The 13769-nt window shown below is 45.3% G+C and carries 20 protein-coding genes and 1 pseudogene; 7 read left to right on the top strand and 14 right to left on the bottom strand.

Annotation, left to right across the window (positions count from 1 at the left end):
- Positions 1 to 44 precede the first annotated feature (44 nt).
- Positions 45 to 1034, bottom strand: coding sequence for an asparaginase (ansA, locus tag ACQVGS_RS09265; protein WP_024121938.1), 990 nt, complete (start codon positions 1032 to 1034; stop codon positions 45 to 47).
- 182 nt (positions 1035 to 1216) lie between these two features.
- Here ansA and ACQVGS_RS09260 point away from each other — a divergent pair, with 182 nt between their 5' ends.
- On the top strand, positions 1217 to 1567 hold the full coding sequence (locus tag ACQVGS_RS09260) for a helix-turn-helix domain-containing protein (RefSeq protein ID WP_024121939.1): 351 nt from the start codon (positions 1217 to 1219) through the stop codon (positions 1565 to 1567).
- Between the two features lie 7 nt (positions 1568 to 1574).
- Here ACQVGS_RS09260 and ACQVGS_RS09255 read toward each other — a convergent pair whose 3' ends face one another.
- The gene (locus ACQVGS_RS09255) at positions 1575 to 2738 is read right to left on the bottom strand and encodes a TIGR00375 family protein (RefSeq protein WP_254517705.1); all 1164 of its coding nucleotides are present in this window, start codon (positions 2736 to 2738) and stop codon (positions 1575 to 1577) included.
- A 2-nt stretch (positions 2739 to 2740) separates the two neighbouring features.
- Positions 2741 to 3292, bottom strand: a complete 552-nt coding sequence (nudF, locus tag ACQVGS_RS09250) for an ADP-ribose pyrophosphatase (RefSeq protein WP_044154761.1) — start codon at positions 3290 to 3292, stop codon at positions 2741 to 2743.
- A 73-nt stretch (positions 3293 to 3365) separates the two neighbouring features.
- Between nudF and mciZ the strand changes: the two genes are divergently transcribed.
- Positions 3366 to 3488, top strand: a complete 123-nt coding sequence (mciZ, locus tag ACQVGS_RS09245; protein WP_010334819.1) for a Z-ring formation inhibitor MciZ — start codon at positions 3366 to 3368, stop codon at positions 3486 to 3488.
- A gap of 62 nt (positions 3489 to 3550) precedes the next feature.
- Positions 3551 to 4471 (top strand): aldo/keto reductase, encoded by a 921-nt coding sequence (locus ACQVGS_RS09240; protein ID WP_491831451.1) that lies wholly within the window; start codon positions 3551 to 3553, stop codon positions 4469 to 4471.
- Positions 4472 to 4500: 29 nt separating this feature from the next.
- Here the strand turns inward: ACQVGS_RS09240 and ACQVGS_RS09235 are convergent, their stop codons facing one another.
- On the bottom strand, positions 4501 to 4725 hold the full coding sequence (locus tag ACQVGS_RS09235) for a YqkE family protein (protein WP_151175121.1): 225 nt from the start codon (positions 4723 to 4725) through the stop codon (positions 4501 to 4503).
- Between the two features lie 170 nt (positions 4726 to 4895).
- Here ACQVGS_RS09235 and ACQVGS_RS09230 point away from each other — a divergent pair, with 170 nt between their 5' ends.
- Positions 4896 to 5801: an alpha/beta hydrolase gene (locus ACQVGS_RS09230; RefSeq protein ID WP_151175122.1), complete on the top strand. Its 906-nt coding sequence runs from the start codon at positions 4896 to 4898 to the stop codon at positions 5799 to 5801.
- A 36-nt stretch (positions 5802 to 5837) separates the two neighbouring features.
- Here ACQVGS_RS09230 and ACQVGS_RS09225 read toward each other — a convergent pair whose 3' ends face one another.
- From ACQVGS_RS09225 to ACQVGS_RS09195, 7 genes and pseudogenes are all read right to left on the bottom strand, one after another.
- Entirely contained in the window at positions 5838 to 6077 is a 240-nt protein-coding gene (locus tag ACQVGS_RS09225; RefSeq protein ID WP_024121944.1) for a DUF2552 family protein, read from the bottom strand.
- A gap of 13 nt (positions 6078 to 6090) precedes the next feature.
- A complete protein-coding gene (locus ACQVGS_RS09220) occupies positions 6091 to 6414 on the bottom strand; it encodes an iron-sulfur cluster biosynthesis family protein (RefSeq protein ID WP_024121945.1) in 324 nt (107 codons plus the stop codon).
- A complete protein-coding gene (locus ACQVGS_RS09215) occupies positions 6411 to 7442 on the bottom strand; it encodes a GNAT family N-acetyltransferase (protein ID WP_491831447.1) in 1032 nt (343 codons plus the stop codon). Before ACQVGS_RS09215 ends, ACQVGS_RS09220 begins: the two co-directional genes overlap by 4 nt.
- Positions 7420 to 7777: pseudogene (locus tag ACQVGS_RS09210) on the bottom strand (antibiotic biosynthesis monooxygenase family protein). The gene ACQVGS_RS09215 and the pseudogene ACQVGS_RS09210 overlap by 23 nt, the downstream one beginning before the upstream one ends.
- 12 nt (positions 7778 to 7789) lie before the next feature.
- A complete protein-coding gene (locus ACQVGS_RS09205; protein WP_127696800.1) occupies positions 7790 to 8260 on the bottom strand; it encodes a GNAT family N-acetyltransferase in 471 nt (156 codons plus the stop codon).
- A gap of 183 nt (positions 8261 to 8443) precedes the next feature.
- A complete protein-coding gene (locus tag ACQVGS_RS09200) occupies positions 8444 to 8782 on the bottom strand; it encodes a YolD-like family protein (protein WP_024121949.1) in 339 nt (112 codons plus the stop codon).
- Positions 8779 to 10017: a DNA polymerase IV gene (locus ACQVGS_RS09195; RefSeq protein WP_491831444.1), complete on the bottom strand. Its 1239-nt coding sequence runs from the start codon at positions 10015 to 10017 to the stop codon at positions 8779 to 8781. The genes ACQVGS_RS09200 and ACQVGS_RS09195 overlap by 4 nt, the downstream gene beginning before the upstream one ends.
- A gap of 165 nt (positions 10018 to 10182) precedes the next feature.
- Between ACQVGS_RS09195 and ACQVGS_RS09190 the strand changes: the two genes are divergently transcribed.
- Positions 10183 to 10389, top strand: a complete 207-nt coding sequence (locus ACQVGS_RS09190) for a YqzH family protein (RefSeq protein WP_010334838.1) — start codon at positions 10183 to 10185, stop codon at positions 10387 to 10389.
- 12 nt (positions 10390 to 10401) lie between these two features.
- Here ACQVGS_RS09190 and ACQVGS_RS09185 read toward each other — a convergent pair whose 3' ends face one another.
- Positions 10402 to 10776, bottom strand: coding sequence for an MBL fold metallo-hydrolase (locus ACQVGS_RS09185; protein ID WP_095713227.1), 375 nt, complete (start codon positions 10774 to 10776; stop codon positions 10402 to 10404).
- Positions 10777 to 10912: 136 nt separating this feature from the next.
- On the opposite strand from ACQVGS_RS09185, the gene ACQVGS_RS09180 reads away from it, so the two are divergent.
- On the top strand, positions 10913 to 12142 hold the full coding sequence (locus ACQVGS_RS09180; protein ID WP_268544978.1) for an MDR family MFS transporter: 1230 nt from the start codon (positions 10913 to 10915) through the stop codon (positions 12140 to 12142).
- Between the two features lie 53 nt (positions 12143 to 12195).
- Positions 12196 to 12357: a hypothetical protein gene (locus tag ACQVGS_RS09175; protein ID WP_024121954.1), complete on the top strand. Its 162-nt coding sequence runs from the start codon at positions 12196 to 12198 to the stop codon at positions 12355 to 12357.
- On the opposite strand, the gene ACQVGS_RS09170 is transcribed toward ACQVGS_RS09175, so the two are convergent.
- Positions 12354 to 12740, bottom strand: a complete 387-nt coding sequence (locus ACQVGS_RS09170; protein ID WP_106020062.1) for a VOC family protein — start codon at positions 12738 to 12740, stop codon at positions 12354 to 12356. The genes ACQVGS_RS09175 and ACQVGS_RS09170 overlap by 4 nt on opposite strands.
- Before the next feature lie 5 nt (positions 12741 to 12745).
- Positions 12746 to 13705: a type I pantothenate kinase gene (gene coaA, locus ACQVGS_RS09165; protein ID WP_024121956.1), complete on the bottom strand. Its 960-nt coding sequence runs from the start codon at positions 13703 to 13705 to the stop codon at positions 12746 to 12748.
- Positions 13706 to 13769: the final 64 nt, after the last annotated feature.

Here is a 13769-nt window from a genome sequence, read left to right as displayed (position 1 = left end):
ATCTTTAACCTACTTTCTCTATAATGGTTATAATTTTAGCTTTTTTACAGGACAACGTCATCGGCAATCGGTGTTTCCATAATTCTTTTTACGACCGGCAGATCTGAGGATTGGCCGAGTGCCCACATTAATTTAGGAACGATTGCTTCAGTGTTCATATTTCTAGAGCGGATAATCAAGTCCTGATTGACTCTGCGGCCGACTTCGTAAATACTCATATCTTCGCCTTCTTCCAAGCATTGAGTCGTAATGACGACAACGATGCCGCTTTCAATCAGCTCATTTACTTTGGACAAAATGTCTCTGCCTTCAAACGGAACGCCTCCGCTGCCATAACTTTCGATGACAATTCCTTTGTACATGCTTTTCAGAGCGTCCAGCATTTCCGGCTTTAAGCCCGGATGCAGCTTAAGCAGACAAACATCTGTGCATAGTGACGTGTCAACCGTGAAGGAGTCGTTCTCAGGTTCCGTTACTTGTTTGTTGTATTCAATCCCGTCTTCTGTAATAAAAGCGATATATGGATAATTGATGCTTTCAAACGCGTCATAGCTTTTCGTTCTTAACTTGATCGCACGTGTTCCTTGAATGACTCTGCCGTCAAACACAACATAAACCCCACCTACGCCTTCACAGGCAAAGCGAATGGCATCTGTAATATTTTTTTTGGCATCTGTCTTTTGAAAGGTAATCGGAATTTGCGAGCCTGTAATCACAATCGGCTTTTTAGCATGCTGCAGCATATAAGATAATGCGGCAGATGTATAGGCCATTGTATCTGTACCATGGGTAATAACAAACCCGTCATAGGCATCATAATTTTCCTTAACGGCTTCCGCTATCTCTACCCAGTATTCAGGCTGCATATTGGTGCTGTCTATATTCATAAGCGATTGGGTTTCCATCGTGTAATCGTTATCAAGTTTTGATACGTAACTTAACAACTCGTCAGCCTTCACCCCCGGGGCAAGCCCGTTTTCCCCTTCAACTGAAGCGATCGTTCCCCCAGTTGTCAACATCAATAATTTTTTCATACCATACACCTCTTCACTATATCTAAAGATGGGTTTGCGAGAAGGCATTCGCTTTTCGCATACTTTTAATGCAATTATAGACACGGAAAATAAAATACGCAAGACATTATTATTCAATTCGCGTACACTTCCGAATACCTATATGATATAATCAGCTCAAGTTGAAAAAGGAGCGGAAGTCCATGAATTTAGATCGTTTAACTGAATTGAGAAAAAAGAAAAATTGGTCGCTTCAATATACGGCTGACCTCCTGGGCATCGCAAAAAGCACATACGCGGGATACGAGTCCGGCTACCGCCGCCCTTCACTTGAGGCGCTGGCAATGCTGGCAGACCTTTTTGACACAACCTGCGATGACCTCTTAGGCCGCCCAAAGCAAAAGCAGACTGCTCCTCAGACCATTGAATTGACCACGTGGAGCAGCCTTGACATTGATATTGCTGTTGACGGCAAGCCGCTGTCTGAAGACGAAATTATACAGCTGATCACCTTTATCCGGACAAAGAGAAAAGTCCAGGAGGAACTGAGTTAATTTTCACTCACGACTTAACTTTCCCGTAGGTTCCTCCTCCTCCGGCTTTCAGTTCAAGCTTTCCTGACCTCGCTTTCACAATAAGAGCGGCGGTTTTCGGCGGAACAACCCGCGCCAGATCCTCCTCTGAAGTCTCATGGAGAACAGCCATTTCTGTGCCAAAGGCAGTCTTCAGCTTGTCAAGGGTTTTCGGTCCGACACCCGGAACAAATTGCAGCGGTATCTGATGGACATATCTAGGACGCGTTATGCCTTTTCCAGACTGATCACTCAGTTCGCGCAGTCTTTCGCTGACACCCTTTGTCAATCTGGCACTTCCGCATTCCGCGCACGCCGTTGCCCCGCTCACTGTACGCTCCCCGCATACTTCACAAGCCGTTTGATAATACTTCCCCAACAGCGGATCTAATCCGTAATTTGCAGTAATTTTCCTGTTGTCCTGCCCCTTTAATGCAAGAGCAAACTCAGAAAAATCAGCTGACTGCACATATAATTCATTATATTCTCTGCCGATCTTCCCTAAGGAATGCGCATCAGAATTTGTTAAAAATGAATATTTATTCAATTCGGATACCCGTGAAGCCATAGGTGTGTCACAGCTTAAACCAAGCTCGACCGCATCTATCATAGAAGGATCAAAAACCTCAGTTAAACTTGACTTAACCCCTTTTCCGTACAAGCTTTTGTGGGGCGTGAAAATATGGGCGGGGATAAACAATCCGCCCATTTCCTTTACTTTTTTTTGAAGGTTCAAGCCTGTTTCGTATATCCGCTGCGAGCTTAAGTGAATATTTTTCATCCGCGCTGAAAGCCAGGCTGAAAATTGTTTCATATCAGCGAGTGTCGGCATAAAAGCGAGCACATGAATCGGCCCGCTGCAGGCTTCATCGTAAATCTCCAGCTCGCTTCCCAATAAAAGAGTTGTGCTGCGATAACGGATTCCGCCGCCCTCAAGCTCGTGATACCTGCCTGAAGCAATGCCTTCCTCAAGCTCTATTATGACTTCCGGGGAATGGCAGTCAATAATCCCGAGAAGTTCAATCCCTTTATATTCACTGGCCTCAACCAAAATCCGGTCCAGCGTCAGGGTTTTTGCACCTGTTATTTTGACAGCCCTTCCTGTATAGGTCCGGCCGATATGAATGTGTAAATCCGCGTAAATCTTTTTCATTTTTATGCTTGCAGCGCTTCTTTCAGCTGAAGATATTGAATCGCATAGGCTGTTTTTGCGTCATATACCTCACGCGACTCAACCAGCTTCAGTGCGTCTTCAAGCGTCACCTCCATCACTTCAACAAACTCGTCCTCATCAAGCTCCCGTTTTTCTTCAAGCACAGACAGCTCTTCCGCAAGAAAAACGTGGACAATTTCATCGGCAAAACCGGGCGATGTATAGAATGCTGTGATTTTAGTCAGCTTTTTCGCTGTGTATCCTGTTTCTTCTTCCAGCTCCCGAAGCGCCGTATACTCCGGCTCTTCTCCTTTTTCCAGCTTTCCGGCCGGTATTTCAACGATCGTCCGCTCCAGCGGCTTCCGGAATTGTTTCACCATTATGATTTTCCCTTCGTCTGTGACAGCCAGCACCGCTACCGCACCCGGGTGTTTTACAATTTCGCGTTTACTCGTTTTTCCGTTTGGGAGCTCGACGTCCTCTACATAAAGATCAATAACTTTACCCGAAAAAATCTGTTCTTTAGCAATTGTTTTTTCTTCTAAGTGTTTCATTTCTTCATCTCCCGTTCTGTCTCTATATCATGCCCCATACATTTTATCATACTAGAGAAAAGGGGGCTTCTTTATGAAAGTGTACCGTATGCAAAAGGGCGTCGTTTTAGTGGGAAAAGCGTGGGAGGTGCGGGCGAAGCTCAAGGAATACGGGCGCACATTCCGGTATGTGAAAGATTGGATTTCCGAGCCGTAAAAGTTGAAAACTCCGCTCCTTTATATTACGGTCATTACAAAGCCTAAAAAAGGAGTGTGCACATGAAAAAGCGCAAACTAGGTTCATCTGATATAGAAATAAGCGAAGTCGGACTTGGCTGTATGTCCCTTGGAACCGAAAAAAATAAAGCGCTGTCGATCCTTGATGAAGCCATTGAGCTTGGCATCAACTATCTGGACACAGCTGATTTGTATGACCGCGGCCGCAATGAAGAAATCGTCGGCGAAGCGATTCAAAACAGACGCCAGGATATCATTTTGGCCACAAAAGCCGGAAACCGCTGGAGTGACGAAAGTGAAGGCTGGTATTGGGACCCTTCAAAAGCTTACATAAAAGAAGCTGTGAAAAAGAGCTTGTCACGTCTGAAAACGGATTATATCGACCTGTATCAGCTTCACGGCGGCACAATAGAAGATAACATTGATGAAACGATTGAAGCATTTGAAGAATTAAAACAAGAAGGTGTCATTCGTTATTATGGAATTTCTTCTATTCGCCCGAACGTCATTAAAGAATATGTGAAAAAGTCAAACATCGTCAGCATTATGATGCAATTCAGCCTGTTTGACAGACGGCCGGAGGAATGGCTCCCGTTTTTAGAGGAACATCAGATCAGTGTCGTTGCCAGGGGCCCGGTCGCTAAAGGGCTGCTGACTGAGAAACCGCTTGAACAAACGGCTGACAGTATCAAACAAAACGGGTACTTATCCTATTCGTTCGAGACACTGACAAATGCCCGCAAAGCGATGGAGAATGTCGCGCCAGATCTGTCTATGACAGAAAAGTCGCTGCAGTATCTGTTAGCACAGCCTGCTGTCGCCTCAGTGATTACAGGCGCCAGTAAGATTGAGCAGTTACGGGAAAACGTTTATGCTGCAAACGCACGGCGTTTAAGTGAAGAGGAAATCAAAGCGCTCCAATCTCATACGAAACAAGACGTTTACGAAGCGCACCGTTCATAAAGAAAACCAGCACCTGACCGGGTGCTGGTTTATTTGTATTGATGCCAATCAAGCTGGCTTTCATCGAGGAGCTGTTCAAAGCTTTTGTTTTTTTCGATCTCCTTTTTCTTTCTGATCTGTTCTGCTTTTTCTCTTTTCTGTCTCTCCTGATCCTCTTCCTTCAATTGGCTTTTCATCTGCATCAGCTTTTCTTTTATATCGGATTGAAGGTCGTCTTTTAACTGGTGTTTGTCAGTGGATTTTTGTTTTTTCATGCTCGCTTCCCCCGTGTTTTGTTTTGAAGCCAGTTTATCATGGAGATTCAGGCTGAACAAGCAGACTCTCTTCGGAAAAACGCTGTCATATTTTTCTGCCGGCTCAGCAGCGTTTAGGTATAATGGTTTTAGAAGGTTATCCATAATAGAGTTGAAAGGTGCTGTGTCTTTTGAAAAGATTCCTTTTAGCCGTCGGCGCTGTCTTGGCAGCTGTAGCTGCTATCGGTATTTGTTTCACAAATATCATTATGTTCATAAAGAAAAAAACCGACGAAGAGATTATGAAAAGAGAAACAGATGACGGGCATGATGTATTTGAATCGTTTGAACGCATGGAGAAAACGGCTTTTGTGATTCCATCGGCTTACGGATATGATATAAAAGGCTACTATGTTGCACCACACGATACATCAAATACAATGGTCATCTGCCACGGTGTGACCGTGAATGTATTGAATTCTGTCAAATATATGGATTTATTTCTTGATCTCGGCTGGAATGTGCTGATTTACGATCATCGCCGGCACGGACAAAGCGGCGGAAAGACTACAAGCTATGGTTTTTATGAAAAGGATGATTTAAACGAGGTCGTCAAATGGGTCAAAGACAAAACCTGTAACCGCGGATTGGTCGGAATTCATGGTGAATCAATGGGAGCAGTGACTGCTCTGCTGTATGCAGGCGCACATCCTGACGATGGCGCTGATTTTTATATTGCCGATTGCCCGTTTGCAAGCTTCGAGGAACAGCTTGCGTATCGTCTGAAAGCGGAATACCGGCTGCCTTCCTGGCCGATTCTTCCCATTGCCGACTCCTTTTTGCGGTTCAGGGACGGCTACCGCGCACGCGATGTATCTCCGCTTGCCGTCATCGAAACGATCGAAAAGCCGGTCCTCTTTATTCACAGCAGGCACGATGATTATATTCCTGTTTCTGCAACCGAGCGGCTTTATAAAAAAAAGCCCGGTCCAAAGGAACTCTATATTGCTGAAGCTGGAGAACACGCCATGTCGTATACAAAAAATCGGGACACGTATCGAAAAACCGTGCAAGCCTTTTTAGACAAAATAACGTAAAAAGCGAAAGGCCCCTTTCGGCCTTTCGCTTTTCCATCATAAAACGTCGGTGATGCCATCCATATTTTCACTGATCCATTCAATCGCAAGGTCTATCGTAGTAAACTCCTGCGCTTCAAATGTCATTTCATCCTGCAAAAGCCAAACATCCTTCTCGACGGATTGCGCTCCTCCGATTGACCAATGCAGCAGGGTGTAGGGATGGTTTTTGTTCAGAAAGGATACCCACGTTTTATTCTGTGCTGTATTCTTAATTGACTTCAGCTTTTGTTCCACGTTTCGTGTCTCCCTACTTTACTAATATGCTCATTCTTGGACTGAGCATTTGAGCCGGACTTTTCAGCGCCAGCGTTTTGGCTTTTTCATTGTAATCGATTGTCATTTGATCGTCAAAAAACACTTTTTGCGACGACTGGATATATAGCGGAATGCCGTTCGTTTCCAGCTGCTCACACTGTCCCGCTAATTCCTCTGTCACCCAGATGGTCGGTACACCGCTTACTGCGCAGCCGCATCCTTCAGCGTCATAACGGAGCTGTGCCTTTTTTCCCGGGTTGGCGTCAAGCGCCTGCTGCAGTGCCTGTTTTGCTGCATCTGTCACATGAATGTTCATAAGGTGAAACCCCCGTTTTTTTCATTTTCGCTATTGTAGCACACCACGCGTCCGTTCGCATTGTTTCTGCCTTTTTTCCACCGCTTCGCTTTTTCTTCTGCAGCCTTGATCCAATCGGTTTTTCCCTGTATGTACGGCTTGATATTGTCCGGGTACTGGGCCGCCAGCTGTTTTTTGAGCGCGGCGTATTCATTCGCTATTTCCGGATGAGCTGTGAGATAATCTCTGAACACCAAATGCCGTTCAATAGCAGGATGCCCTCCCTCATAAATATGGACATGATGGGTACGCTTATTTCCGCCCTTTTGAAAATAGCGTCTGCCAATCATGCCGTTTTCTCCTTTCGGCATATAGCCGAGCTCCGCCATTTTCGAATCATATTGGTTCACGGCCGCGATATCCTTTACTGCAATCAGGATATCAATGACCGGCTTTGCCGCCATATTTGGTATCGATGTGCTTCCGACATGATGCACGTCAATGATCTCCGGGCCGAGCACAAGCTTCAGACGATCTTTTTCCTCACTGAACAGCCTTGCCCATTCTTCATTGTAGTGAACGACTTCAACCTTTCTTTTCGGATAGAGATGAAAGACTGACAGCAAAAGCCCCTCTGACGCTTTGACGGTTTTCGTCTTTACAAATCCTGCCTGCGTATACAGCGACACGGCCGGGCTGTTTTTCTCGGCTGTTACTACCTCGATTTTCTCAGCGTCTTCGTTCTGATCAATAACAAATTGCACGAGTGCTCGTCCGATGCCTTTTCTGAAACCGTCGGGATGCACAACAAGCCTGCAAATGGTCAGCTCATGCATAAACTTCTCGTATGAAATGACACCGAGCAGTTTCCCGTCTTCCCGGTATCCCGCAAATCGCTCCTGAGAGGCTCTGATATCCTCAGCTTTTTCGTGTAAAGCAGGGATTCCGTCAAAACCGATAAGCTCCGCTTCTTTTACATAAGCTGGCTTTTGAACGTCAATAATCTCACGCGATACATCCTCTTCCTTATGCTGAAGAAATGCAATCATTTGTTTTCTCCTGAAAACAGCCGCTGCTTCTCGACTTTGGCGACGCGGACCGCATACGATTCATACCATACGCTTTTTCCTTTTTCTTTCGCTGCCTGGTGTTCGGTGTGATGCTTCCAATGATTGATTGCGTTCATACTCTCCCAATAGGAAACTGTGATGCCGGTTCCATCCGCTTCGCGAACGCTTTCCACACCTAAAAATCCGGGCTGGCTCGCCGCAAGCGAAACCATCCGCTCTGCTGTTTCTCCATATGCTTCGTCATTTTCACTTTTGACAGAAGAAAAGATAACAGCATAATAAGGAGGCTCAGGTGTTTTTGACAAAAAATCCATAGCGGTTCCTCCTCATATGTTTTTCACAAAAAGAACCCTGTCTTGGCCCGGTCCATCGTAATTTGCAAATACTGAGATGCCATTCACTGTTTTGCCGCCTTTTTCAATTTCAAATCCCAGTCTTGTATGATACGCGATTGACACCTTATTTACCGGGGACGTGACGCACTTTACCCGGGTGCATCCCCTCTTCTTAACTGCTTCAATAAACACATCGTATAATTGTTTTCCAATTTGCATTTTTCTGAAATCCGGATGCACACCGGAAAAATGGATGTATGCCGTTACAGGATCTGATTGCGATTGAAATCCGATTAAAAATCCAGTCATGCTGTTATGTTCATGTGTGATAAAGCTGGTGTCCTGAAAATGTTCAAAAAATAATCGCGGGAGCTTTTCTTTCAGCTGCCTGCCGCCCCACCATTCATTCATTACAGACGTTACCATTTCATAATCTGAAGACGTGATTGTTCGAATATCCATTACGATTTGATCTCCCTCCGTCTGGCAAAACGAATGTCTCTTTTTTCTCACAATATAAAAATTATATTTTGCCTGACTGGAATTGTAAATGCCTTCTTTTCTGTATCATACGTTTCCAGACTGCTGACGGAACAATGTTTGCTATTTTCACATCTAGTTCTCCCCCTCCAGGAGGGGGAACATTTACAGAAAAATATCAAGCACCTGATCAAGTCTCAGCTTACAGAGCTTGCCGGCGTCCCCTTTTATCCACACTGTTTTTTCAAATTCTTCATAGCGGCAGATTTTCCCGCTGCAGGTGACAATTTCGCCATCTTGAAAGCAGCTGACAGTAATGTCCTGAGCAAATTCCATTGCCATGCAAAGCGTTTGGTTCATCTCCTCCAGCTTATCCGAATCAAGGATTGGCCTTTGCAGCTTCTGTTTATGGTGTTTTCTCTCAAGCAGGCTTTGTTTATGTTCAGGCAGAAACATTCGGCTTCCTTCCCACAGCAGATTGCCTCTTTTTAAATGCTCATTCATTTATAATGCCCTCCTATTTTAGCCGCTCGTTCAAACGCCTGGCCTGCCGCTGTCAGTGAGGCCGCCCTGATGATCGCCGTGTCGCCGAACCGGTTTTTAATCCCGTCCATCACATAGCCGAGGCTCATCTTCTTTGCATAATCCTGAAATAAATTAAGCTGCCATACTTCATCAGATGAGAGCTGAGAGAGATTGACCCCGAGGCGGCGGACAGGCTTCCCGTCCCAAAACTTGAGAAACAGTCTGCATACAGCCTGGTACACATCCTGCGTAGAATTGGTCGGTTCCGCCAGCTTCACTTGCCGGTTGAAGCCGGTCGGCAAATCAAAGTCAGCCCCCCTGCAGCTCACCGAAACCGTCTGCCCCATCATCCCGGCGTTTCGGCTTCGCCTGCATACCTCTTCACTCAGCTCCAGCAGAACGACCTTTATTTCTTTGTCAAAGTGTTCATAGTCTTTCGGGAGTGTCATTCCGTGGCCAATCGCTTTTTGTCCGTCCAGCGATGCCATTGACACAGGAGAATAGTCGATTCCGTTCGCCGTCATCCACAGCACGTGTCCGTTAATGCCCCATTTCTTTTTTAAAAGCTCGAGCGGAAAAACCGCAAGCCCGCCGATCGTGCTGATGCCCATTCGATTTAAATGATGTTTCATCCGGCTCCCGACGCCAAACATACTCCCCACCGGAAGCGGCCACATCTCGGTTTTCATATTTTCTTTCGTTAACGTGAAAATACCGTTCTTATTCTTTTTGGCAAAATTGTCACACGCAATTTTGGCAAGCGCTTTATTAGGGCCGATTCCGACCCGGGCATAAATGCCGACCTCCCGCATGATTCTGTCCTGAATGCTTTTAGCAATCTCCTCGGGCGCCCCAAACAGCTTCTGGCTGCCTGTGATATCCATGAACTGCTCGTCAATGGAATAGGGTTCCACAAGATCTGTATATTCCTCTAAAATGGCGGTGATTTGCAGCGATACATCAATATACCGCTGCATACGAGGCCGGAGCACAACAGCTTCAGGGCACTTTTCCTGCGCTTCCCACAGGCGTGAGGCATTGGCTACCCCTTTTTGTTTCGCCAGCGGGCATGCAGCCAATACAACTCCGCCCCGCCTTTCCGGATCACCCGAAACAATCACCGGCTGATTTTTCAAATGTGGATTTTCCGCTTTCTCTACAGATGCATAAAACGATTGCATGTCAACGAGAAAAATCACTTTTTCTTTCATCATACACACCTCTAAAAAGAACTTATGTTCGCTTTCATATTATATGCGAAAATATGTTCGATTTATACTGGTAAATGATTCTTGTCTGACAGAAAATATGATGCAAGGGTTTGAGAGAGGTAAAACTTTTAGTAGAATGAAAGCGAGCATAAAGATAGGAGAGTCAATATGGAGAAATTTGTCGAAAAAATGTTGGGACAGGCATTGCGCCAATACGGCCGAAATGTTGCCATTGATCCGTTAAGCCCGTATGAAAAACAAAGCCTGAAAGCTGCTTTAGAGGAAAGACAAAATGAAGATCCAGACGAGGACCTGCATGCGCATATAGAGGATATCATTTATGACTACGTCACAAACCAAGGGCTGTTTTCTTAGTGACATGCACCTTCATTGTTGGAGAAATTTCGTATATCTGTTTTCGTATGGCCAGAAGGGACGCGGCTGATATCGACGGGAAGCGCCCCTTCTCATATACGGGCGCTCAAGCCCGTCAGCATAAACTTTAATCTGATGCCCGGTCTCACTCAGCATTTCAGGAACCCCGCCGATATGATCTACAGCCTGATGGGTCAACGTCTTCGAACGGAAATCCGTTTGCTTCTCCCGCCTTCCTAATGTCTTTAAACTGACCGGGCATTTCCTGCTCAATGAGAATTGCACTTTCATGATATAAGCGCCGAACAAAAATCCGTGTACTTCACCCTCCACTTCAACGGCGTAAACGCCATCGTCAACGTGAAACATGAACCATTCAAAAAACAAAGGTCATCCTGCGCACACATAGTGTAATACAATCCCATATAAACCAGTAAGTAAAAAAATTTAATCCCCCGTTGGATAAGGAAATTTTTTCATGTATGATAGAAAAAGATCTTACTAACAGGAGAGAACAATAAACATGAAGACATGGAAAGATATCCACCCAATCAGCTGGACAATTATTATCGGAACCATTTTTGGCAGGATGGCAACATCGATGAGCATTCCGTTTTTAGCGATTTATTTAACAGCTGTCCAAGGCGCTTCAGCGTCCTATGCGGGGCTTGTCATTGCGGCGAGCTCATCAGTCGGTATCATTGCAAGCTTTTATGGCGGATATATCTCGGACAAATTCGGCAGAAAGAACATGATGCTTGTATCCATTTTCGGCTGGATGCTGGTGTTTGCAGGGTTTGCAGCCGCTTCTCACCTCTGGGTATTTTTTGTGGTAAATGCGTTAAACGGACTTTGTAAATCACTGTTTGAACCTGCTTCAAAAGCTTTGCTGTCAGATATGACAGAAGAAAAAACAAGATTGCTGGTTTTTAATTTACGGTATGCAGCCATTAATATCGGCGTTGTCTTCGGCCCTGTGCTCGGTCTGTACTTTGGTTCATCACAATCTACCGCTCCTTTTTTGGTGCCCGCGGTGATTTATGGGATGTACGGTGTCATCCTTGCCATCCAATTTAAAAAGCATCCACCCGCGACATTAGAACAATCCAGAAATCTGAACGTTCGGGAAGCGTTTATGGTAACGCAAAAGGATCGTCTTTTTACAGTTGCTCTTATCGGCATTACACTATGCATCTTCGGCTATTCGCAGTTCAGCTCTACATTTCCGCAATATATGGCGCAAAATCCCTTTATCGAAAATGGGACAAAATTGTACGGCTTGATGCTGACATTAAACGCAATTGTTGTTTTGGCAACACAGTTTCCCATCGTCCACCTTGGTAAACGGTTTTCGCCGCTTTGCTCCCTGATGCTCGGCAATATCATGATCAGCGCCAGCATGATGATCCTTACCATGTCACACGGGGTTTCTTCACTTGTTATCATTGTGGTTGCATTTACAATTGGAGAAGTGCTCTTATTCTGTATGATGGATTTGTTTGTAGACCAGATTGCAAAACCCGGATTAAAAGGAACGTATTTCGGAGCGATCGGCTTTTCGCAGTTTGGGAATGTGATTGGCCCTTGGGCCGGCGGCTTATGTATAGATGCATTTGGTGCCGGGCATCCAAGTTCCATTTTTTCTGTCCTTAGCGGCATCACCCTGCTTGGCCTGCCGTTTTTAGTGTTTGCCTATCGGAGGATGAAAGCGGAAATCACTGAGCAGCAACCCGGACTGGGGAAGCCGCTTTAACACAAGAAGAGGGGAGAGAATCGCTCTCTCCCGCAAAAACGAGGTGATGAAATATGAATATAGGTGATATCATGTTTCAGCTGATCGTATTTTTTATGTTTGCCGCTGTTATCTCGGCGGCTGTGATCGGCTCTACATATGCGAAAAACCGTAAAGCACAGCTGGACCGAATCGAAAAAAAGCTTAACAGCATGTCCGAAGACCAAAACGATTAACCGCTTGGGGCAACGAGCTCTACCTTGATCCGGTCAGGGTCCTCACAATAGACTGCATAATGCCCGTCTCCTCCGGCAAAAGGATGCCGGTCTCGGTACAGCACACGATAGCCTTTCGCCATCAATTTTTCAGTCATCAGGTCGACTTGAAGCTTGGATTCAGCATGAAACGCGAGATGGTTCAGCCCGACACGGCACCTGTGATATTTCGGCTCTAGACATTCTTCTTTTGCCTGAACAATCACAAGGTAAAAGTGATCTTTCTTCCAGCTGATGCCGGAACTCCATTTTTGAAACTCATTATAGCCAATCTCTGCTAAAAACCATCCCCAAAACCGCTTAGACGCTTTCAAATCGGAGACATACAGTTCAATATGATGCATAATGGTCACACCCTTCGCACTAACACTTCTTCTACCTTATGCCGGTCTCCCTTTCGCAATATTAAATCTGACCTGAATTTAGTCGGCAAAATATTTTCATATAAATTAGGGCGGTTGACACTCTCCCAAATCGAGGTTGCCATCTCGTCAGCCTCCTGGTCAGACAGGTCTTTAAATTTATGAAAATACGAGTCCGGATTTTGAAAGGCTGTTTCCCGAAGAAGTCGGAAACGCTCTAAATACCAGGTAAGAATCCGGCTTTCGTCCGCATCTACGTAAATTGAAAAATCAAAGAAATCGGAAACAAAGATGCGGGGATTTTCCCGGTCATCCTCCAAGGTCGGCGATTGAAGAACATTAATCCCTTCGATGATCACGATATCAGCCTGTTCTACAACCTCGAACACACCTTCCTCGCGGTCATAGGTTAAATGAGAATATACAGGGGCCTTCACTCTTTCTTTTCCTGACTTTACGTCATTCAAAAATTCAAGGAGCGCTTTCACATCATAGCTTTCAGGAAATCCTTTTCTTGACAGCAAGTTTTTCTTCTTCAGCTCAGCTGTAGGAAATAAAAAGCCGTCTGTCGTGATCAGGCTGACCTTGGGGCGATCCGGCAAACGCGAAAGCAGCTTCTGCAAAATCCGCGCTGTTGTGCTTTTCCCGACTGCGACACTGCCGGCAATGCCGATGATAAACGGAATTTTGGCTGAATGAGGGTGCTTCAAAAAAACATTCACATGCTTATTTCGTTCGGCAGCGGACTTGACATGCAAATGAAGCAGGCGAACAAGCGGAATATAGATCGTCTCCACTTCCTCTACGGATAGATGATCATTCAGCCCTTCAACAGCTTTTGCCTCTTCTTCAGAAACAGCAATCGACAAATGGCCCCCAAATCCTGACCAAGACTGCCGGCTGTGCTGTGTATATAAAGTATGTAAATTAAGCTCTTTATTTTTCACTGTTTACACCTGACTCTCTGTAGCTTTAAACAAACGCTTACAAAGATTGTAACGGAAAACATTC

This window comes from Bacillus sp. SD127, from assembly GCF_058566445.1.
The sequence above is the reverse complement of the archived record's forward strand: the minus strand, read 5'-3'. Positions and strand labels throughout refer to the sequence as shown.

Excerpts from the sequence above, each read along its gene's own strand:
- ansA (WP_024121938.1), bottom strand. The coding sequence starts at position 1,034 with ATGAAAAAATTATTGATGTTGACAACTGGGGGAACGATCGCTTCAGTT.
- ACQVGS_RS09260 (WP_024121939.1), top strand. The coding sequence starts at position 1,217 with ATGAATTTAGATCGTTTAACTGAATTGAGAAAAAAGAAAAATTGGTCG.
- ACQVGS_RS09255 (WP_254517705.1), bottom strand. The coding sequence starts at position 2,738 with ATGAAAAAGATTTACGCGGATTTACACATTCATATCGGCCGGACCTAT.
- nudF (WP_044154761.1), bottom strand. The coding sequence starts at position 3,292 with ATGAAACACTTAGAAGAAAAAACAATTGCTAAAGAACAGATTTTTTCG.
- mciZ (WP_010334819.1), top strand. The coding sequence starts at position 3,366 with ATGAAAGTGTACCGTATGCAAAAGGGCGTCGTTTTAGTGGGAAAAGCG.
- ACQVGS_RS09240 (WP_491831451.1), top strand. The coding sequence starts at position 3,551 with ATGAAAAAGCGCAAACTAGGTTCATCTGATATAGAAATAAGCGAAGTC.
- ACQVGS_RS09235 (WP_151175121.1), bottom strand. The coding sequence starts at position 4,725 with ATGAAAAAACAAAAATCCACTGACAAACACCAGTTAAAAGACGACCTT.
- ACQVGS_RS09220 (WP_024121945.1), bottom strand. The coding sequence starts at position 6,414 with ATGAACATTCATGTGACAGATGCAGCAAAACAGGCACTGCAGCAGGCG.
- ACQVGS_RS09215 (WP_491831447.1), bottom strand. The coding sequence starts at position 7,442 with ATGATTGCATTTCTTCAGCATAAGGAAGAGGATGTATCGCGTGAGATT.
- ACQVGS_RS09205 (WP_127696800.1), bottom strand. The coding sequence starts at position 8,260 with ATGGATATTCGAACAATCACGTCTTCAGATTATGAAATGGTAACGTCT.
- ACQVGS_RS09200 (WP_024121949.1), bottom strand. The coding sequence starts at position 8,782 with ATGAATGAGCATTTAAAAAGAGGCAATCTGCTGTGGGAAGGAAGCCGA.
- ACQVGS_RS09195 (WP_491831444.1), bottom strand. The coding sequence starts at position 10,017 with ATGATGAAAGAAAAAGTGATTTTTCTCGTTGACATGCAATCGTTTTAT.
- ACQVGS_RS09190 (WP_010334838.1), top strand. The coding sequence starts at position 10,183 with ATGGAGAAATTTGTCGAAAAAATGTTGGGACAGGCATTGCGCCAATAC.
- ACQVGS_RS09180 (WP_268544978.1), top strand. The coding sequence starts at position 10,913 with ATGAAGACATGGAAAGATATCCACCCAATCAGCTGGACAATTATTATC.
- ACQVGS_RS09175 (WP_024121954.1), top strand. The coding sequence starts at position 12,196 with ATGAATATAGGTGATATCATGTTTCAGCTGATCGTATTTTTTATGTTT.
- ACQVGS_RS09170 (WP_106020062.1), bottom strand. The coding sequence starts at position 12,740 with ATGCATCATATTGAACTGTATGTCTCCGATTTGAAAGCGTCTAAGCGG.